A 21,825-nucleotide genomic window follows, 5' to 3' on the forward strand; every position below is an offset into this window, starting at 1 on the left:
AATGATGAAAAGAATGAGGGCAGCTATTCTAGTCGTGCTCGTTTGTTGTTCAACTGCTGGCTGCGGCATTCCGAATTTGACCTTGAAGGAAGAGAATAAGGCGGGGACAGCAAGCGAACCTGCTATTCGAATCGTCGCGAACAGCCTAGGTATGAATTTCCCGGAGGGGATGGATGAGAATCATAATCCTTATCTTAGTTATATTGAGAAAAACATTGGTGTTCAGGTCAATGTGACGCTCCCTCCGCTCAATGGTTATGATGAAAAGCTTAACGTCATTATGGCGTCTGGCGAGCCCCCGGATTTGCTGAATACCAGTGATCCATCGTGGTTTATCCATTTCGTAAATCAAAAGGCGCTGACGCCTTTGAATGATTATATTGAGAAATACGGTACAAATCTGAAAGCCAAAATCCCCGAGGAAGCTTGGGATAATGTCACTGTGGATGGCAAGATCTATGCGATACCGAGTTTGAATGAGGTGAAAGGAACTGAGATCATCTATGCCAGGAAGGATTGGCTGGATAAGCTTGGGCTGCAGCCTCCGAAGACGATCGAGGAGTACACGGCGGTGATGAAGGCATTTGCTGAGAGAGATCCAGATGGTAATGGGAAAAAAGATACGTATGGCCTATCGATTCTGGAGCGGCTTCGCAGAACTTCGCCATTTCTAGGCGCATTTGGAGTACAAATGAAAGCTTGGTATGAACGTGACGGGAAATTGGTTTACTCGGGCGTACTACCGGAAATGAAGGAGGCGCTTCTGTATCTGCGAGGCTTATATGATGCTGACATACTAGACCCCGAATTCCCTTTGAATAAAATTGATGTACTAGGTGAAAAGATCGTTAGCGGTCGAGTTGGTCTATTCTCAGCAGCCTGGTCGGACACTCGCGCACATATTGCCGCAAATCGGAAAGTCGATCCGAAAGCGGAATGGATTCCACTGGATTTCCCGGTTGGACCGAATGGGAAGCATGGTGTCTACAGCACGTCCAACGTCCGTTCCTACAACGTGATTCCTAACAAGAGCGACAAGGCTGAGGCTGTTGTTAAGTTCTTGGATTTCGTCGCAGGTCCAGGACAAACCAGCTTAAAGCTCGGTTTTGAGAACGAAATTTGGACGCGGGTCGATGGGAAATTATCCATTCGCTTTGATGAACATTCGAAGCATGGCTATCGTGGTATCTATGGTGCATTGGCGGATATGGCAGATCCGAATGTGACACGAGATCGACTGGATGCCCTTGGATCACAGTTCCGCCTCTATGATAACATCCAACGGATCGAACAGAATTTGATGGTTGACCGATTCAATGGGCCCCCAACACCAGCTATGGGTAAGCATCAAATTAAGCTGTCTAAGCTGCAAGAGGATACCTTTACGCGAATTATTTCAGGCTTAAGCCCCATAGAGGAGTTCGACGCTTTTGTGAAAAAGTGGAAGGAAGCTGGCGGCGATGAAATTACTGGGGAAGTGAATGAATGGTGGCGAGAAACCAACAAATGATCAAAGAGTTCCTATCCAAAATTCGTAAATTACTAACCGGTTATATCCAAGTTCGGCTAACCTGGTATTTTCTGCTAATTCTACTCCCGTTAGCTGGATTTAGCCTGTTTGCGATTGCCAAATCGCAAGTAATTCTGGAAGTGCAGACCGGTGAAAGAACGCAGGGAGCACTGCATACAATGACGGATTATCTGGATCTGACTTTGCAAAATATTGAACAGCTGTCCTCCTTGATCGCGTTCGATACGAATGTTAACACCACGCTGCAGTCTGTAGGTCAAGAGCCGGAAAAGCAGTCGTTCGTTCACTTTGCTCAAGTAATGGATCAGATTACAAGTATGACGACGGTCAATCTGATTGTGGACCAAATCACGATTATCCACATGCCTTCACGTACGGTTATTTCCACCAAATTCGGTGGAGGCAAGCTGCCATCCGGGGCTGAGAACCAAGAATGGTATCAACATTTGATGGAGGCTAATGGGGGAACGATTTTTTTTACACCACAGGCGGGGGAATCCTACTTCGATGCAGACAGTGTTCATCTGATTCGGACGATGGATCCGTATAATCGCACGCTGATGAATCCGAATTTACTTATTTTATCTGTCAAAAAGAGTGCACTTATCGAGCTTGCGAAACCTCTGCTGCCATCCAAAAATGCGAATATTTATCTCTTCGATAATGACGGGAAATCGATCACAGGGACAGGTGGAAGTGTAAATGCTCAAACGTGGGAGAAGGTAGACCAGGTAAGAACGATTCGTAAATCACCTCAAACAGGGACGGAAATGGTAACGATCAGCGTGAAGTCGAAGTTATCTGGTTGGTCGCTTATGATGGAGCAGCCTTTATGGGAAATCCGGAGTCATACGGACTCGCTGAAGATTTTTTCATATGGTATTTTAGTCGTCAGTTTAGTCTTGGCCATTTGGACTTCTTGGATCATTTATCGAGGCATCTCTGCGCCACTGCGTAAATTAGCTTATGGGATGAAGCAGCTCCGAACGGGGAATTTCACCATTCAACTGGAGGATACCCGGGTAGATGAACTAGGTTACGTGATTGAATCCTTTAACAGGATGGCGGAAAATCAGAAAACACTGATCCGGGATCACTACGAGAAGCAGCTTTTATTGTCCAAAATGGAACTGAAATTTTTGCAGTCTCAAATTAATCCGCATTTCCTCTACAACACACTGGATTCGATTTATTGGACGGCCAAAAACTATGAAGCAGATGAAATCAGTGAAATGGTGTTGAATCTATCGAAATTTTTCCGTTTAAGCTTGAATAAAGGAAATGAGACCTTTACGGTTAAGGAAACGATCGAGCATTTGAAGTATTATATTAAAGTGCAGCAGCTGCGATTCCTGGACCATTTCACGGTACGCTTCGACATTGCGGAGGAAAGCGCGCATTATCATGTTCTTAAATTACTCCTGCAGCCATTGGTAGAAAATGCCGTGCTGCATGGCTTAGAGAAACAGAGCAGCGGTGGGGAGCTCGCTATTTCCTCCTATTTGGATGGCGGTCATCTCGTCCTCGAAGTACGCGACAATGGTGTCGGTGTCAGTGAGGAAAGGCTGATCTATATTTGCGGTAAATTGGAAGAGGCAGCGAGACTAGCGGCAGAAGGGATTTCTACGGAGACGAAAAAAGAAAAGGATCTATTCGGGTTACGAAATGTCGTCGCACGAATGAAGATGTATTACGGTAATGAATCACAATTTCGATTTGAGAGCGGTCATCAGATGGGAACTCGGATTACTCTCCGTCTCCCACTGGGCATGTGTGAATCACCGATAGAGGAGCAGGCAGGGTAACGCTCACGGAAGTAATCAGCATGATAAATTTAACGAAAAAGAAGATGATGTGATGGGAACCGCATTTAGCTTGAGACGAAAAGCCTTTATGCATAAGTATTTCTCCGGCAAAGTGATGGATTATCAACAGATTATTAGCTTATATATACCTATCCTCATTGATCAGACTTTCCTTGTCGGGCTTAATTTGGTGAATATTGCCATGATTAGTTCGTCAGGTGTTGCCGCTGTTAGCGCAGTAAGTATGATTGATTCGCTCAATATCTTTCTGATCAGTGTATTCGTAGCCGTCTCGACTGGTGGCACGGTTGTGGTTGCCCAGTATAAAGGAAGCGGAAATGAGGGGATGGTAGCCAAAGCTGCCGCGAGCTCTATTTCTTTGGTGTCAGCATTCGCGCTCGGTATTAGCTTATTAATGATTGTGTTTCATACGCCTATCTTAACGCTGCTGTTTGGGACAGCCTCTCCGGAGGTGTTCGCTTATGCCAAGACCTATCTGATAGGGAGCAGTGTATCTTATGTGGGAATCGCCATTGTAGAGGCTGTTTGCGGTGCATTGAGAGGGATCGGCAAGTCCCGAACTTCCTTGAAACTCTCTTTAATCATGAATCTTTCGTATGTCCTACTGAACGTGATATGTATCCATTTCTTGCATATGGGGGTACATGGATTGATCATCGCTGTGAATGTGTCCAGATTTCTGGCGGCATTCGTAGCTGTCCTATATGTGGTGAAATTAGACACCAATTTCCAAATGCAATTGTACGATTTATTACATGTCAATATCGTAATGATGAAGAAGATTTTATTTATCGGGCTTCCATTTGCGGCGGAGCAGATGTTCTTTAATGGGGGTAAAATTGTTACGCAAGTGTTTATTGTTAGTCTTGGCACGCATGCCATGGCGACGAATGCAATCGGCGGTACGCTCGCAGGTGTGTTACAGATTCCGGCTGCCGCGTTATCTCTGACCACTGTAACTGTGATTGGACAATGTATGGGGGGGCAAAATGTGAAAGACGCTCGCAAATTTGCCAAATCGTTTCTCTGGCTTGCGTCCTTTACACTTTTGCTGATGGCGCTGATCCTCCTTCCGTTGTTTAAGCCGCTGGTCAGTTTATTTCACCCACCAGATGATATCATTCGGGAGCTATTCATCATCGTGTTGATCAATGCGATTGCACAGGTCCCGCTCTGGCCAATCAGCTTCCTCTTGCCAGCTGCGCTTCGAGCTGCGGGGGATTCCAAATTCACATCCGTAACTTCGATGCTGTCTATGTGGCTGTTCCGGGTTGTTCTGGGCTACGTGCTTGGCATCGTGTTTCACATGGGCATTATTGGTGTGTGGTTAGCGATGAATATCGAATGGGGCGTTCGTGGGCTTATCTTCCTTTGGCGATTCAAGGGGGATCAATGGTATCGTCATCGATTGATCGAGCCAGCAGCGGATACCAAATAAAGAAGGCACCTTCTCTTAAGAGAAGGTGTTTTTTCGTGTCTTCATGCTTAGACGAATGAATGGTTATACTGCATAGAGGCTTAACCCGTTGAATTGTTCACTTCAAAGTTGGTACGGTTCATGTTAGTATTGCTACTAAACTAACTTTCGGGTAGTCTTACATAGGATCCGAATGAATATAGAAGTGGATAATTTTACCACAAAAGGGGGACTACTATGAATCTGAATCTAACGAGGCATCCTTGGAAGAAAAATGCCCTTAGAAGATTGATTCTTTCGTTTATTTGTATTCTGTTACCGCTCTATATCCTCAGTATGATTATTTATAATTGGGGGATCCGAACGTTGCAGGATGAAATATCCAAATCCATGATCTCACAAGTATCGGGGTATTTCAGCGGGTTGGAGGAAGAGTTCAGACGCATTCAAACGTTGCAGTATGATGTGTTAAGCGATGATAATTTAAATGCATTAGGAGCTATTCCAGATTCGTTGAATGATATAGAGAAAATGCAAAGCATTCTACGACTTCAGCAGCGACTTAATGCCATTCGCAACAGTTCGACGTATATCAAAGATGTGTACGCTTACATCCCTGCTATTCAAAAAAACGTATCAGCCTTGACGATTTCCTCATTTAATCAGCAAGAATTTGAAAAGTTGAGGAATATTCCTTTGACACTGGATTCGCAAGTTATGAATGTGGACGGCAGTATGTATCTAAGCGCTGTGTATCCCTTCTCTACGCCTAGCAGTAAAAGAGGTCCGCTCTTCATTGTGGCCATCGAGCTGTCCAAGGAAAAGTTGGAGGAACATTTGAAATTAATGATTAACTCCCCTGATGAGGGATTGATTTTTAATAGCTCACAGTTTGTCATCACAACAAGTCACGATGCGGCATTCGATAAGGAAATCTCTGCCCATATGTCCACTAAAGCGAATATTGGTAATGCACAGAAACTTGTCATCCATGACAAGCATTATTTGGCTGTGTATACGTCATCAGACTTTTTTGGCGCTGTGTTGAGCAAATACGTGCCCGAAAACGCTGTGTTTCAACCGCTCCAGAAGTATAGAAGTTGGTTTCTATTATTAGCAGCCGTAGCCCTCGTTATTATAGTTATTTACTCTTTATATGTGTATAAATACATTCACAAACCGCTGGATAAGCTGGTCAAAGCTTTCCGGAAAATCGAGCATGGCGATTTCGATGTTCGCATCGAGCATGCGATTAATGACGAGTTTCAGTACATTTATAAGCGGTTTAATGTGATGCTAGGAAACTTGAAATCTTTAATTGATCAGGTGTATAAACAGCAGATTTTAACGCAGAAAGCGGAATTGAAGCAGCTGCAATCGCAGATAAATCCTCACTTCCTTTACAATAACCTGTTTATTCTAAGTACGATGGCACGTCTTGGTGATTACGAAAATCTCGAGCAATTTACGAATCAGTTAGGTGAGTATTTTCAATTCGTCACACGGAATAGCTCAGATGAGGTGCCGCTCTGGAAAGAAGTCAATCACGCCAAAGTATATGCGGAGATTCAAACAATGCGATTTTCGAATCGGCTTCGAGTCGAATTCGATGATTTGCCTGACAATATCGGACACGTTATGGTACCGAGGTTAATTTTACAGCCGATCATTGAGAATGCATTCGAACACGGTCTAGAACGGAAGCCTGAGAAAGGTATTTTGCGGGTTCGCCTCCTTAAGGTTGGGAACGAGATCCAGATGATCGTTGAGGATAATGGAGAGGAATTGAATGGAGAGCGGATTGCGTCCCTTAAGGAGGCATTATCCAATCAAGAAGGGTTGGAGATGACGGGTATTTTGAATATTCACCAACGAATTCGTTTGAAATTTGGCCATACAAGCGGTTTATTTGTGGAGCGAAGTGAATGGGGCGGTATGAAGGCGACGATTGTGATTGATCACACGAACGGAGGCGGAGGCGTTTAAATGTACAGAGTACTGGTTGTAGACGATGAAATGATTATTGCTGACGGGTTATATGAAGTGCTTCAGACCATTCCACAGCTGGAGCTGGATGTGTATAAAGCCTATTCTGGCATGGAAGCCGTTCGGCAATTCGATCGGACGCGCTTCGATATCGTGCTCACTGACATTCGTATGCCGGGACTGGACGGCTTGCAGCTCCTAGAGAAAATTCGCGAGAGATGGCCGCAATGCCGAGTCATTTTTCTAACGGGATACAATGAATTTTCCTATATTTACTCCGCTATTCAGTATGAGAAGGTAAGTTATTTACTGAAGACCGAAGGATACGAGAAAGTGATTCAGATGGTGGAGCATGCGGTGACTGAGATTGAAACAGAGCTAAAGGCACAGTCATTGCTGAAGATAGCCCAAGAGCAATTGGATAACATGCGCGGGATGCTTCAGAACGAGTATGTGAAGCGGATTTTGAATGAACAACTAGACGTGAAAGAGATTCATCAAGAACAATTTGATGAACTAGCGATACCCCTTCAAGCAGATCGACCTATTCTCATCATGCTCGGAAGAATTAACAGCTTATCCAATCGGACGACTTATTCGGAAAAGTCCCGGCAACTCTATAGGATCAAGATGATCGCTGAGCAATATTTGTCTTCGCATGTGTCGTTTGTCGATGTGGTGAATGAGCATATGGATCTGATTTGGCTGATTCAGCCACTCGGGGATAACTTGGATAAAGAGGGATGGGAGCGAACGCTGACATTCGTAAAAGGGAATCTGGAGTTGGTGCAGGCGGCCTGTCGGGAGTCTGTCGGTGAGTTATTGTCCTTTGTATTGGATGATAGCACTGTAGCGTGGACCGATGCAGCAGAACGATTCGCGACATTAACGATGTTGATGAATTATCGCATTGGTCAGGGCTGCGGCATGCTCCTCCTGGACAAGCAAATGGTGGAGCAAGAGCTACAGCAGTCGGACGGCAGCCACCGGGAGAAGTCGCAGATCCGCCAAGCCAAATTGGAGCAGCTCGCTGATCAATTAGAGCATGGGCAACGGGTGGAGTTCAGCAAGACGCTGCTTGCCTGTGCCGATTCGGCGAAGGAGATCGACAGCATGCATGATGTCCCTGCGCAAGAACTTTATTATTCCATTGGATTGGTATTTTTATCCTATATGAATCGTTGGCATTTGGTTGAGACGGTTGCAACGCAGATTGGACTGCACAAGCTTATGCAGCCAGGCGAGCATGAGTCATGGAAGGTTGCATTTGAGTATCTAGCCCGCGTAGAAGACATTCTGTTCAATCTTCAGAATCAAGAGGAAGAGCGAAGGGCGAATGCCATTATTTCCTTGATTCAAAAGCATATTAAGGATAACCTCCATAATCCAGATGAGGTTTCGTTGGTGAAATTAGCGGAATTAGTGTATTTCAATCCGTCCTATTTATCACGATTGTTTAAACAGGTAACAGGAAGCAATTTATCCGATTATATTTCTTCAACCCGTATGACAAGAGCCAAGAGTCTTCTGGAGAATCCGAATATTAAAATTCAAGAGGTCGCTGAGCAAGTCGGTTATGGAACGGCGACGAACTTTACGAGATATTTTCGCAAAATCACGCATATGACGCCACTGGAGTATCGGACCTCGATATTCAACAAGTAACAAGTAAACAAGTGATTCAAATGTAAAGACATGAATATTGAATGCCGATTGATTGCGCATTACCATTAGAGATGTAGCAACTCTAGTATATTTAGATCATTCGGGGAGGTTCACATGAGACAAAGAGATAAAGCGAAAACAGCAGTAATTCTCTCGGCAGCAGGACTATTGGTGCTCTCTGCTTGTAGCTCAGAGGGTTCGAAAGATAGTGCAACGGCGACACCTAATGCTTCTGCAACACCTAACGCGAACTTGATGGCAAAGTATGAGAAACCAGTGGACATTACAGCATGGCGCTACACGGAAGCCACTTATAAGTACGAAAATGGCGACACGATCGAGAATAATATTTATACAAAAGCTTATCAAAATGACCTAAACATTAATTTGAAATATCAATGGACAGTGCCTGTCGAGCAATTCGATCAAAAGCTGAATGTGGCGATTGCGGCGGGAGATCTGCCGGATGTTATGTGGCTGAAAAACAAGCAACTCACCGATTTGGCTGATAATGATATGCTCTATGACTTGACAGAACTGTATGACAAGTATGCATCGCCGATGGCAAAGAGTATTCTGCAACAGGATCAGAAGGCGTTCGATACAGCTAAAATTGGCGGCAAGCTGATGGCGATTCCACAGACATCGTCGGCCATCGACGGATTACCGCTCTTGTATGTACGTGCGGATTGGTTAACGAAGCTTGGACTTTCGGAGCCGAAGTCGATGAAGGAAGTTCTAGCGGTTGCTGAAGCATTCACGAAGAAAGACCCAGACGGCAACGGCAAAGATGATACCTTCGGGATGGCATTCACGAAGTCGTTCTTAGCGGATACACATTTCGGAACAACGGGCTTCTTCTCCGGTTTTCATGCTTATGCGGGTAAATGGGTGAAGGACGCATCAGGTAAACAACTTGTGTATGGAAGTATTCAACCAGAAGTGAAAACTGCGCTGAAGCAGCTCCAGGATATGTACGCACAAGGGTTGCTTGATAAGGAATTTGGTGTTAAAGACCGAGCGAAGGTAACGGAATCCGTTGTCGGCGGCAAAGTCGGTATCTTCTACGGCAGCATGTCTGCGCCATTGTCGATCATTCAGAAGAACATCGATAACGATCCGAAAGCAGATTGGAAAGCGATCCCGCTGGTGTCTGTTGACGATAAGAAGGCAACACCAATCGGTAAAATGCCGATTCAACGTTATTACGCAGTTAGCAAGAAGAGCAAGAATCCGGAAGCGATTATTAAGCTTCTCAACTTCGCGATGGATGGTTATGACGAGAGCAAGAAGCCGAAACCAGAGATGAGCTTCAGCCCTACGAATGTCCCTGTCTACCTCTATAGCCTGATGAATCCAGAGCCTGCGAATAAAAACTTGAGCGCACATAACAACACGCTTAGTGCGATTGCTTCGAACGATCCGTCCAAACTGACGACGGAAGAGAAGGGCTACTACGACAAAATTGTAGACTACCGCAAAGGTAACAATGCGAATTGGGGTACAGAGCGCGTATTCGGTACGCCGAGCAGCTTCGACGTGATCAGCAAGTACGTGAAAGATGATAACTATTTGTTAGATGCTTTCTATGGTGCAGCAACACCTACGATGGTTGAGAAGAATGCATCTCTTCTGAAGTTGGAAGAGGAAGTATTTACAAAGATTATTATGGGCCAATCCATCGATACGTTTGATAAATTCGTTGAAGACTGGAAGAAGCTTGGCGGTGAACAGATTACGAAGGAAGTCAACGAATGGTACGCAAAAAGTAAATAAGAAGTTGACGGCTTAATACGAGATTGGAGCTTAGGGGGAAGCGGTCGTACACTGCTTTCCCCTTCGTTATTTGTCCATGTATGCAAACGGAGAGGAGTACAAACGGATATGAATAAAAAACTGCAGGAAATTCCTTTGCATCTTATGCTATTACCCGGTGTCATTCTTACGATTATCTTTAGCTATGTCCCGATTGCAGGGATCGTCATTGCTTTTCAAAAATTTGTACCGTCCAAAGGGATTTTTCACTCCAAATGGATCGGACTTGATAATTTTCGCTACATGCTAGAGATGCCTAATTTTTCGAGTGTAGTATGGAACACGGTTTTCATTGCTGTCATGAAGATCATCGTACACTTAATTGTGCCAGTTATTTTTGCTCTTCTATTAAATGAGGTCATAAGTACGGCTTTCAAACGTACGATTCAAACGATTATTTATTTTCCTTATTTTCTGTCATGGGTCATTCTGGGAGGCATATTAATTGATATCCTCTCGCCTTCAGGCGGCATTGTGAATCAGATGCTTGGCCTAATTGGCATCAAGCCTATTTTTTTCCTTGGCAACGAAAACTGGTTTCCTTTTACACTTGTCGCTTCAGACACTTGGAAGGAATTCGGATATAGCACGATCGTTTATTTAGCAGCCCTCACAGCCATAGATCAATCTTTGTACGAAGCTGCGGTTGTGGATGGCGCGAATCGTTGGAAGCAAACACTCCACGTTACAATCCCCGGCATGCTGCCTATTGTCACGCTGATGACTGTTCTAAGCTTAGGCAATGTGCTGAACGCTGGTTTCGATCAGGTGTTCAATCTGTACAGTCCGATGGTCTACAGCACAGGAGATATTATTGATACGATGGTTTACCGGATCGGCTTAGTAGATGCGCAATATGGCGTAGCGACGGCAGTTGGATTGTTTAAATCCGTTATTGCGTTCATCTTGATTGTAATTTCGAATAAGCTTGCCAATCGGTATACGGGTTATCGGATATTTTAAGGTGAGGGGGAAAGGTTATGCAGAAAGTGACAACGAGCAGAAAAGTATTTCTGTTAGTTAACTATATAGCGCTTGGTTTGATCGCATTCCTATGTCTATTGCCGCTTATTAACGTGCTGGCTGTCTCTTTCAGTTCTAGCAGCGCTGCGGCAGGTGGTTTCGTCAAGCTCTGGCCCGTGGATTTCACGATTGCTTCATATAAACATGCTTTAACGAAAAAGGAATTTCTTGAAGGCTTACTCGTTTCCATTCAAAGAGTCGTGCTCGGTTATGGCATTAATATGGTGATTACGATCTTGATTGCCTATCCACTTTCCAAAGAAACAACGACGCTTCGGGCAAGAAATGTATATGCATGGTTTTTTATCATCACGATGTTATTCCATGGCGGATTAATTCCTAGCTATATGACAATGAAAGCACTCGGCTTGCTGGACACCATTTGGGCACTAGTGCTTCCTGGAGCTGTTCACGTCTTTAATATGATTTTGCTGTTGAACTTTTTCCGGAATTTACCCAAGGAAATTGAAGAAGCTGCGTACATTGATGGAGCGGGTCATTGGAAGGTGCTTTGGAGCATGTACATTCCATTGTCTAAGCCTGCCTTGGCAACGATCACCTTATTTACCGTGGTTATGCATTGGAATTCGTGGTTCGATGGTTTAATTTATATGAATTCACCTTCGAATTATCCGCTGCAAAGCTATTTGCAAACGATTATTGTCAATCCTGACTCCAGTACACTTTCGTCAACTGAGTTGTACATGTCAGAAGTATCCGATCGTACTTTTAAGGCGGCGCAAGTATTCTTAGCGGCAATGCCGATTTTGATCTTTTATCCATTCTTACAGAAATATTTCATGAAAGGCCTGGTTATGGGCAGTGTGAAAGGATAACAGAGTGGGCTGCCTAAGGCAGTCCATTTCTTTTAAAGGGGGACTATTCGTATGAGTGAGAACATGATAAATCGGCTTCGTGGTATTTCCGTGGAGGCACAGTTAGGTGAACTAAAAAAAACAACAGATCATGATGTGCTAAAAGAGTGGCTTGGTACAGGTGTGAAGTTTGCTTCGACAGGCGGGCGTTTGGAGGAGACGTATTATAACGGGCTGAGCAAGCTGTTCGATTGCATCGTACCTACGATGGGGGATGCGCCTGTGCTGCATGAGGGTGGCATTTATCTAGGCTGCTGGATGGAAAGTACGGGGACGATCAACAATGAATTGTTGTCGCGTTTCCTGCCTTCGGTATCGGAGGATACCTTTCAACTATTCGCAGATTATCAGAAGGAAGATGGTCAGCTACCTTATAAAGTGACGGAGAACGGTCCGGCGTTTAGGCAGATCCAAATGGTGACCCCGCTTGCTAGGAGCGTGTGGAACCATTATGTGTTGAACGGTCGCAATCAAACCTTCTTGCGGAAAATGTATGAGGCCATGGTACGTCATGACGAATGGCTCGCGACGTATCGTGATACTCGTCAAACAGGTTGTGTCGAGGCATTTTGCACGTTTGATACGGGACACGACTTGTCCCCGCGTTTCTGGCACGTGCCGGATTCCGCCCATCTGGACGATGCTCGGCAGTATAACCCCGATTCACCTACGTTGCCCTTCTTAGCGCCAGATTTGACGGCGAATGTGTATTGTCAGCGTCTTTATTTATCGCGCATGGCGCAGGAGCTTGGGGATGAGCAGACGGCGGGGGAGTGGAATGTAAAGGCAGAGATGAGCTTGAACAGCTTGTTCGTACATTGTTTCGATAAAGAGGATGCTTTCTTCTATGATGTAGATCGGAATGACGAATGGGTTCGCGTGCAGTCTGACGTCTTGTTGCGTGTGCTTGCCTGTGAGGTAGGCGATGGGGATTTCTTCGCAGCGTCACTGCGGAAGTATTTGCTCAATACAAGCAAATTTTTCGCGAAATATCCATTTACATCCGTTGCTATGGACGATCCGCGCTTCGATCCGTTCTCGAACTACAATACATGGGCTGGCACGTCGAATTTCTTGAGCTTGATCCGTACGCCGCACGCCTTTGAGCATCATCATCGCTATGTGGAGCTGACTTGGGTGCTGAACCCGATTGTTACAGCATTGGCGCAGATGACGCGTTTCGCCCAAACGGTAAGCCCTTGGACAGGGAAAGAGGGCTATACGGAATCGTATTCACCGGCTATTTTATGCTTGCTAGACTTCGTCGAGCGGATGTGTGGCATTGTGCCAAGACCGGATGGAGAGCTTTGGTTCACGGCTCTGGTGCCGTATCCACAGGATCATGGCGAGGTTATGGCTGCAGAGACAGGTTACAGTCGGATCGTCGACGGGGTCACATTCGAATTCGTTACAACGAGAGACGGTGGGACTGTGTATCGGAATGGAGAAGCTTATTTGCAGATTCCCTTCGGAACAAGGGCTGTGACGGATCGTAAAGGGCGATTGAAAGCTATCATCGGGATGAGCGTTCGCACCATTGAGGGGAAAGTTCGGTATGAAGGGCAAGAGTTTCCGTTGTTTGTGAAAGGAAATGAGCAAGTAGATTTGTTAAATGGGCAGTTTATTAGTGTGCGCGATACAGGTGTTATTTATCCAACATATCGGTAATAGGGAGGTAAGTAGGTATGGTGATGGTGCAAAATAGTCATTTACAGATTCGTGATCCCTTTGTTGTACCCGTTGCCCAGGAGGGGCAGTACTATCTGTTTGGCAGCACAGATACGAATATTTGGGGCAAAGGGACTGGATTTAATGTCTATGTAGGACGAGACCTCATGGAGTGGGAAGGTCCGTATGCTGTGTTTAGACCAGAAGCGGATTTCTATGCCGAGAACAATTTCTGGGCACCTGAGGTGCATAAGTACGAGGATCGCTATTATATGTTTGCGACCTTCCGGCGGAAGGACAACGATTTGCTGGGGACAGCGGTGCTTGTAAGCGACAGTCTGCTAGGGCCTTTTACGCCGCACAGTGAGGGTCCTGTCACGCCGAAGGATTGGTGCTCTCTAGACGGGACATTGTTCATCGATGAAGAAGGATTGCCGTGGATTGTATTTTGCCGTGAATGGCAGCAGGTAGCGGACGGCCAAGTGTGCGCAGTCAGATTGACTAAGGATCTGAAGGGAACAATCGGTGAGCCCGTCGTGCTCTTCTCCGCTTCGCAGGCTTCATGGCCAACGGCGTTTCAGCATGCTCGTTATCCAGGGCAGGACAACTATGTGACCGATGGACCTTCGCTGTATCGAACTGGTGCAGGCGTGTTGCTAATGTTGTGGGCAAGTTTTATCAACAACACGTATGCCTTAGGTGTTGCTACGTCTGTCTCAGGAAACGTGCTGGGCCCGTGGGTGCAGGAGGAGGAAGCCCTCTTTAGGAGTGACGGTGGGCATGGGATGCTGTTCCACGCATTCGATGGGAGCTTGATGTTGGCTGTCCACACGCCAAATCAGACGCCGAATGAGCGCCCACTTTTTCTAAAAATCGAAGAGGTGGCAGGGAAACTGAGGGTAATTGACATGTAGGGATAAGGAATGATGAGAGCTACCGAGAGGTAGCTCTTTTTGTTTGTAGAGCTGAAGGGGGGAGATAGTCGAATAAATCGACTAACTGGAGAGAAAAGGGGCCTGGCGGAGGGAGATAGTCGAATAAATCGACTAACTGGAGAGAAACGGGGCGCTAGCGAGGGGAGATAGTCGAATAAATCGACTAACTGGAGAGAAATGAGGGCTCTAGCGGGGAGATAGTCGAATAAATCGACTAACTGGAGAGAAACGGGGCCTCAGCGGGGGGCGATAGTCGAATAAATCGACTAACTGGAGAGAAACGGGCCGCTAGCGGGAGGAGATAGTCGAATAAATCGACTAGCTGGAGAGAAACGTGGCTCTAGCGGGGGGAGATAGTCGAATAAATCGACTAACTGGAGTGAAACGGGGCGCTAGCGAGGGGAGATAGTCGAATAAATCGACTAACTGGAGAGAAACGGGGCTCTAGCGGGGGAGATAGTCGAATAAACCGACTAACTGGAGAGAAAAGGGGCCAAGCGGAGGGAGATAGTCGAATAGATCGACTAACTCGAGAGAAACGGGGCGCTAGCGTGAGGAGTTAGTCGAATAAATCGACTAACTCGAGAGAAACGGGGCCTTATCGGGAGGGGATAGTCGAATAAATCGACTAACTGGAGAGAAACGGGAGCTCAGCGGGGGGAGATAGTCGAATAAATCGACTAACAGGTGTGCGAGAGGGCTTTTGTGAGTCTGTAAGTCGATAATTTCGACTTACAGGTGGACGTGAAGGCTTTTGGGTGTTTGTATGTGTGATTGGAGCTAAGCTAGTGGTGTTTAGAGTGGCGTTTGGAGCGTGCTACTTCAACAATTGGCGTATATCTCACATAAAAACAACTACAAATAGGGTGTCCCGAAGCAGATTTCTCTACTTCGGGACACCCTATCCCTTTAAGGCACTAAAGTTCCCACTCGATGTTCATTTCTCAAATTAGCCGTAATGGCACATGTGAGTTCTCTTTACAATAGCTTCTAAACGACACCTTGTGCGATCATAGCATCGGCTACTTTGGTAAATCCTGCAATATTGGCGCCGACAACAAGATTGCCAGGATGGCCATATTCCTCAGCTGCTTGTACAGCGCTTCTGTAAATGTTTTTCATAATCGCGTGGAGTTTATCGTCTACCTCATGGAACTGCCAGGAGTATCTCATGCTGTTTTGAGACATTTCTAGCGCCGATACAGCTACGCCGCCTGCATTCGCAGCTTTGGCTGGCCCAAACAAAACGCCCGCCTGTAGGAAGACATCAATCGCTTCTAAGGTAGATGGCATGTTCGCGCCTTCCCCTATGGCTTTTACCCCATTGCGTACAAGAAGCCTTGCTGATTCCTCATCGATTTCGTTCTGCGTAGCACTTGGTAGCGCAATGTCACATGGAATGGACCAAATGCCATTACAACCTTCGTGATAAGTCGCACTAGGGTGCTCTTTAACGTACTCACTGATTCTTGTGCGCTCAACTTCTTTCAATCGTCGAACCGTCTCGAGACAGATGCCGTTTGGATCATGGATATACCCATTGGAATCACTGCATGCAACGACCTTAGCGCCTAATTGTACGGCTTTTTCGATGGAATAGGTAGCCACATTACCGGATCCAGAAACGACGACGGTGCTTCCCTCGAAGCTAAGGCCTTTGGAATTCAGCATTTCATTAACAAAGTAAACACAGCCATATCCAGTAGCCTCAGTACGGCCTAAGCTGCCGCCATAGATGATACCCTTCCCAGTCAGTACACCAGACTCGTGAGCACCGCTAATACGCTTATACTGACCAAACATATACCCAATCTCGCGTGCGCCTACACCAATGTCTCCAGCTGGTACGTCAGTGTCCGGGCCAATATATTTATAAAGCTCAGTCATAAAACTTTGCGTAAAACGCATAATTTCATTATCTGATTTACCTTTAGGATCGAAATCAGAGCCGCCTTTACCGCCGCCGATCGGCTGACCAGTAAGGGAGTTCTTGAGAGTTTGCTCAAATCCAAGAAATTTGATAATGCTAGCATTAACGGAAGGATGGAAACGCAAACCACCCTTGTACGGTCCAATTGCACCGTTAAATTGCACACGGAATCCACGATTTACTTGCGTAATCCCTTGGTCATTTACCCAGGGTACTCGGAAAGTGATCAAACGCTCTGGCTCCACGATCCGCTCAAGAATGCCGTGTTTCATGTACTTCGGCTGCTTGGTAAGAACTGGAATTAAAGATTCAATAATTTCTTTCACAGCTTGATGGAACTCTGTCTCGTTCGGATTACGCTTGACTACGGTTTCGTATATGCCTTGTACATACTCTCTTGCAGCTACATCATTGTCCACTTGAACTAACACACTGTCATCCACCTTCGCAATTTAAATATAATAAAAAAGTTTATTAGTATAGTTTTACCTTATTCGAGCCAATTGGGCAATCAAAATTTACATGTCATGTAAGCTTACTAATTGGTGTTACGAAAGTGATCATTAGACTAAATTTACAACTTGTAGTATACTTTGCGAAGTGTGAATTAGGTTAGAAAATGTGCAACATTCATAGTTACAAGCTCATTATGGAAAAGAAAAGGAATTGGGATACATGGATAATCGAACACCACGCGTAGATCCTCGGGTTCTTCGAACACGTCAATTGCTTAAAGACGCTTTCGTCGAATTGCTTCAGGAAATGGATATCGAGAAAATTTCAGTCAATCGCATAGCAGAGCGCGCTACCATTAACAGAGTTACGTTCTATCTGCATTATCGAGATATTCCAGATATGTTGGAGAAGATGGCGGATGAAATGATTGAAGACATCAATCGTATTTTGACCCATGCGTCGGCGAATCAGCATTCAAAGGAAGAAGAGGATTGGCCGATGTTGGTAAACTTGCTGGAGCACTTTGCCGAACATGCGAAGTTTTATAAAGTCGTACTCGCCTCAAGACGAACTCCGATTTTTACAGATCGCATGTTAAGGCTTCTAACGGAATTGGTAACATCACGAATTGAGAGGATGGGAGATGAATCCGTTTTAGCTACAGCAGGTATTCAAAAGGATATTGCCATATGGTACGGTTCCTCCGCCTTAATTGGTACAATTGTTGCTTGGCTTCGTCAGGATATGCCGTATACACCTGTCTATCTGGCTAAGCAATTTATCTTGATGCGTTCCTTATCATAGAAGAGACAGTAATCCGACACTACGCTAAAAATAGCCGAAAAAGCGAGTGAATACGTGAAAAAGATTATAATCGAATATCAAAAACAACGACAGCTACTTAACACGCCACCACTCCTGCCACTCATCAAGCTACGGTACTAATCCAGCTACTCAGCAAGCTCCCCAAACTCTACCACTCTCATCCCCAGACGCTACCTAGTAATTAACTGGAAAACCTGATGTTAATTTCTTGTTTATGAGGCCTTTCTTGGGGTTAAATGGAAATTATGTAGTTAATTTGACGGATATGACTCCAATCAGCGATTTAACATGAAATTAGATGTATCTTTTCCAGTTATTGTTGGAAATAATGAGAAGCGCTTGAATTTAACTGTGTGTTATCTAGTTATTTGGGGAATTCACTCACCAACATAGACAACAACTACGATAAAATAGTTGAAACGAGGCGCCATGTAAGGTTAAACCCCTTGCATGGCGCCTTTCTCATGTTTCAGGATGCCCTCACGCCTAACCTGTTAACCCAACGAAAACATGTATATTGAGCAAGTGGCCTCCTATGGATATGCTAGGGACATTCAACGGAGGGAGTGTAGAGAGAATGACACAAGAACAATGGATAGGAGATGCCTGGGAGCAAGGCGTCTGCAAAGTAAAGAACACGAGCCTGCGAGTAGGTGCAGCATTTCCTCACGGATCGAATGAGGGGCAATTTCAATTGACCTCGCCGCATTACTGGACAGCAGGTTTCTGGCCTGGGATCTTATGGCTCATTTATCAAGATCGCCAAGATGAGCAGCTACGCCTCTTAGCAGAGAGCTGTGAAACACAAATGGATGCTGTAATCGAGGCTTACGAGCCCCTAGATCATGATATGGGCTTCATGTGGACGCTAACTTCGATAGCGAATTGGCATCTCACCGGCAATGAGCAATCCAAACGCCGAGCTTTGAAGATTGCCAGTCATTTGGCGGGGCGATTCAATATCAAGGGAAGCTTCATCCGCGCATGGAACAGCCCGGAGCGCGTAGGATGGGCCATCATCGATTGCATGATGAATTTGCCGCTGCTCTACTGGGCGTCGCAACAAACGAACGACCCTCGCTTCAAGCATGTCGCAGAGGCGCACGCGGGAATGGCCGCCAAGCAGTTTATTCGCGAGGATGGCTCCGCGTATCATATTGTCTGCTTCGACCCTGAGACGGGCGAACGCACCGGTGCGCTTGGTGGCCAAGGCTATGCGGAAGAGTCTGCATGGGCACGAGGTTCCGCATGGTCGATCTATGGCTCGGTGCTCAGCTACCGTCATACCGGCCGTGCCGACCTGCTGGCAGCAGCGGAGCATGCAGCCTCATTCTTCCTAGCACACTTACCCGAGGATAAGGTGCCGTATTGGGATTTCCGATTGCCTACCTTCGAGGGGGCATCGCGCGATACAAGTGCTGCAGCGATTGCAGCAAGCGGACTGCTGGATCTGGCTGCAGTATGTGCAGGCGATCGGGCACTCTTTTATAAGGAACAAGCGTGTTCGATCTTGCAATCTTTATCTCAGCATTATTCTGCAGAAGATTCCGAAGAAGCGATCCTAGTCTCTGGTACGGGCAACGTGCCCATGAATCAGAATATCAATAAGCCGCTGATATACGGTGACTATTACTATATGGAAGCATTGGCGAAGCTGCAAGGACATCCCTCTTTCTGGGAAACAGGAGCAGCTAAAGCCTAATATATCAAGAATTTTCACATGTATATCGCTAGAAAAAGTGTATATCAGACAGCGGGAATCCCCATTACATAAGCCTGTTAACTGATCGAAATCATGTATATTGTACGGATGACGGATCAGCAGGTACGATGAGTTCAAATTACAGAGCAAGGAAGTGACACCGATGAGTCAGACACTCCCTCCTTCAACACCAACGCTGGTTAATTCGAAGGCGAGTACAGCAAAAAACAAAAGCAATTGGCTAGTAAGGAAGTATGGCAAACGCGTATTAAAACAGAACATTCCATTGTACATCATGTTTGTGCCTATCATCCTTTTCTATCTTATATTTAAATACTATCCGATGACGGGACTTGTCATTGCCTTTAAGAAGTACAGCTTCATTAAAGGGATCTGGGGCAGCCCTTGGGCAGGCTTGGAAAGCTTTAAAATGATCTTTCAGACGAAGCAAATTTTTGATATCGTGTGGAACACTTTAAAACTGAGTGGATTAAGCATCATCATTGGCTTCCCGGTTCCGATCATATTAGCGTTGCTGCTCAATGAGGTAAGGAGGATCCAGTTCAAAAAGTTAGTTCAAACGCTGGTTTATCTGCCACATTTTCTTAACTGGGTTATCGTTGGCGGCATTGTTGTTACGGTATTCTCGCAGAGTACAGGAACGCTCAATCATCTGATTGAAAAGATTTTTGGCGAAACGTATCCGTTCTTATATAAAGAGTTTTCCTGGATTTCCATCTTTCTGGCATCAGGTGTTTGGAAGGAAGCAGGATGGAACGCGATTATTTATCTCGCTGCATTAACAGCCATTGACCAAAGCTTATATGAAGCATCTAGTATAGATGGCGCTAATAAATGGCAGCAAACCATACGGATTACACTGCCTGCGATTTTGCCAACGATCATTATTATGTTAATTCTGAAGATCGGACATCTGATGGAGTTAGGCTTTGATCAAGTGTATGTCCTTCAGAATAATGCTGTCTCTGAAATATCCGAGGTCATTAGTACCTTCATGTATAAAATCGGTATTCAGCAAGCGAATTTCAGTCTTGCGACAGCAATGGGACTGTTTGAATCCCTGGTTGGTTTAATCTTGGTGCTTGCAGCCAATCGCATTGCACGCCGCTTCGGCCAAGGTTTATGGTAGGCGAACGTGTTACGCACTGACAAAAGTTAAGAAGGAGAAGCTTATGAAGCATACACGAGGAGAGAAGGTATTTTACGCCCTCAACTATATATTATTACTGATCATTGGTCTTAGCTGTCTGTTACCTATTGTGCATATTCTAGCGCTGTCGCTGAGTGATAAACATGCGTTAATGTCAGGAACGGTTAGCTTTTGGCCTGTTAATTTGAGCTTAGACGGCTATAATGCGCTGTTCAAGGAAAGCCCAATCATCAAGGATTTTACGAATAGTGTGATTATTACGGTGGTAGGGACATGCCTGAATATCGTGTTTACAATCCTAGCTGCATACCCCTTGTCCAAGCGTTATTTTATCGGGCGCAAATTCTATTCGTTCGCTATTATTTTCACGATGCTCTTCTCAGCTGGTCTCATTCCTACTTATTTACTAGTCCAAAAATTGGGGCTAATTAATAGTTACGGGGCGCTGTGGCTGCCTGGTTTGATTACGGTGTGGAATCTCTTGGTTTTGAGAAGCTTTTTCGAAGGATTGCCAGAAGAGTTGGAGGAGGCATCGCGTATTGATGGATGCTCCGAATGGCGCTTGATCATTCAAATTGTGTTGCCATTGTCATTGCCAGTTCTAGCGGCGTTAACCTTATTTTATGCGGTAGGCCATTGGAATGCGTTCATGAATGTACTTATTTATATCAATGATGCCAGCAAGTTGAATTTAGCGGTACTCGTCCAACAAATGATTCAAAATCAAACTTTGATGCAGGAGCTGACGAATACTCAGCCTGAATTAGCAGCAGCGGTCACGCCAGAGGGCGTTAAAGCGGCAGGCGTTATTGTTATGACATTACCAATGTTGATCGTATATCCATTCTTACAACGGTTTTTCGTCAAGGGTGTTATGGTCGGCGCTGTGAAAGGATAATGGTAATTCCTTGAAAGGGGTGATGTGAAGCAATAAACATGGTAGGCTTAGTTTTACAAGTAGATGGATTAATCGGGGTTATCTTAAAACTGCACGTACATA

General features: G+C 45.4%; 15 protein-coding genes. 14 read left to right on the plus strand and 1 reads right to left on the minus strand.

Annotation, left to right across the window (positions count from 1 at the left end; all coding sequences use genetic code 11):
• The first annotated feature begins 1 nt into the window (after position 1).
• From ASL11_RS22635 to ASL11_RS22680, 10 genes are all read left to right on the plus strand, one after another.
• Positions 2-1,510 (plus strand): extracellular solute-binding protein, encoded by a 1,509-nt coding sequence (locus tag ASL11_RS22635; protein ID WP_056620046.1) that lies wholly within the window; start codon positions 2-4, stop codon positions 1,508-1,510.
• The gene (locus ASL11_RS22640; RefSeq protein ID WP_056620049.1) at positions 1,486-3,336 is read left to right on the plus strand and encodes a cache domain-containing sensor histidine kinase; all 1,851 of its coding nucleotides are present in this window, start codon (positions 1,486-1,488) and stop codon (positions 3,334-3,336) included. The genes ASL11_RS22635 and ASL11_RS22640 overlap by 25 nt, the downstream gene beginning before the upstream one ends.
• Positions 3,337-3,388: 52 nt before the next feature.
• Entirely contained in the window at positions 3,389-4,795 is a 1,407-nt protein-coding gene (locus ASL11_RS22645) for an MATE family efflux transporter (RefSeq protein ID WP_056620052.1), read from the plus strand.
• A gap of 216 nt (positions 4,796-5,011) precedes the next feature.
• Positions 5,012-6,760 carry a sensor histidine kinase gene (locus tag ASL11_RS22650; protein ID WP_056620055.1) on the plus strand — a complete coding sequence of 583 codons (1,749 nt, stop codon included), beginning with the start codon at positions 5,012-5,014 and terminating at the stop codon, positions 6,758-6,760.
• Positions 6,761-8,425: a response regulator transcription factor gene (locus ASL11_RS22655; protein ID WP_056620057.1), complete on the plus strand. Its 1,665-nt coding sequence runs from the start codon at positions 6,761-6,763 to the stop codon at positions 8,423-8,425. It begins immediately after the preceding gene.
• Positions 8,426-8,539: 114 nt separating this feature from the next.
• On the plus strand, positions 8,540-10,201 hold the full coding sequence (locus ASL11_RS22660) for an extracellular solute-binding protein (RefSeq protein WP_056620059.1): 1,662 nt from the start codon (positions 8,540-8,542) through the stop codon (positions 10,199-10,201).
• Between the two features lie 108 nt (positions 10,202-10,309).
• Entirely contained in the window at positions 10,310-11,203 is an 894-nt protein-coding gene (locus ASL11_RS22665) for an ABC transporter permease (protein WP_056620062.1), read from the plus strand.
• A 17-nt stretch (positions 11,204-11,220) separates the two neighbouring features.
• Positions 11,221-12,099 carry a carbohydrate ABC transporter permease gene (locus ASL11_RS22670; RefSeq protein WP_056620066.1) on the plus strand — a complete coding sequence of 293 codons (879 nt, stop codon included), beginning with the start codon at positions 11,221-11,223 and terminating at the stop codon, positions 12,097-12,099.
• Positions 12,100-12,150: 51 nt separating this feature from the next.
• Positions 12,151-13,806: an MGH1-like glycoside hydrolase domain-containing protein gene (locus tag ASL11_RS22675; protein ID WP_056620074.1), complete on the plus strand. Its 1,656-nt coding sequence runs from the start codon at positions 12,151-12,153 to the stop codon at positions 13,804-13,806.
• Positions 13,807-13,829: 23 nt separating this feature from the next.
• Positions 13,830-14,720, plus strand: coding sequence for a glycoside hydrolase family 43 protein (locus tag ASL11_RS22680; RefSeq protein WP_056620267.1), 891 nt, complete (start codon positions 13,830-13,832; stop codon positions 14,718-14,720).
• Between the two features lie 1,011 nt (positions 14,721-15,731).
• Here ASL11_RS22680 and gdhA read toward each other — a convergent pair.
• Entirely contained in the window at positions 15,732-17,102 is a 1,371-nt protein-coding gene (gene gdhA / locus ASL11_RS22685) for an NADP-specific glutamate dehydrogenase (protein WP_235550538.1), read from the minus strand.
• Between the two features lie 244 nt (positions 17,103-17,346).
• Here gdhA and ASL11_RS22690 point away from each other — a divergent pair, with 244 nt between their 5' ends.
• The 4 genes from ASL11_RS22690 (at position 17,347) to ASL11_RS22705 (ending at position 21,723) form a co-directional block, all read left to right on the plus strand.
• Positions 17,347-17,931, plus strand: coding sequence for a TetR/AcrR family transcriptional regulator (locus ASL11_RS22690; RefSeq protein ID WP_056620089.1), 585 nt, complete (start codon positions 17,347-17,349; stop codon positions 17,929-17,931).
• A 598-nt stretch (positions 17,932-18,529) separates the two neighbouring features.
• Positions 18,530-19,654, plus strand: a complete 1,125-nt coding sequence (locus tag ASL11_RS22695) for a glycoside hydrolase family 88 protein (RefSeq protein WP_056620092.1) — start codon at positions 18,530-18,532, stop codon at positions 19,652-19,654.
• Between the two features lie 163 nt (positions 19,655-19,817).
• Positions 19,818-20,804: an ABC transporter permease subunit gene (locus tag ASL11_RS22700; RefSeq protein WP_082595705.1), complete on the plus strand. Its 987-nt coding sequence runs from the start codon at positions 19,818-19,820 to the stop codon at positions 20,802-20,804.
• Positions 20,805-20,847: 43 nt separating this feature from the next.
• Positions 20,848-21,723 (plus strand): carbohydrate ABC transporter permease, encoded by an 876-nt coding sequence (locus ASL11_RS22705; protein ID WP_056620095.1) that lies wholly within the window; start codon positions 20,848-20,850, stop codon positions 21,721-21,723.
• Positions 21,724-21,825: the final 102 nt, after the last annotated feature.

This window comes from Paenibacillus sp. Soil750 (assembly GCF_001428045.1).
GTDB classification, from domain to species: domain Bacteria; phylum Bacillota; class Bacilli; order Paenibacillales; family NBRC-103111; genus Paenibacillus_E; species Paenibacillus_E allorhizoplanae.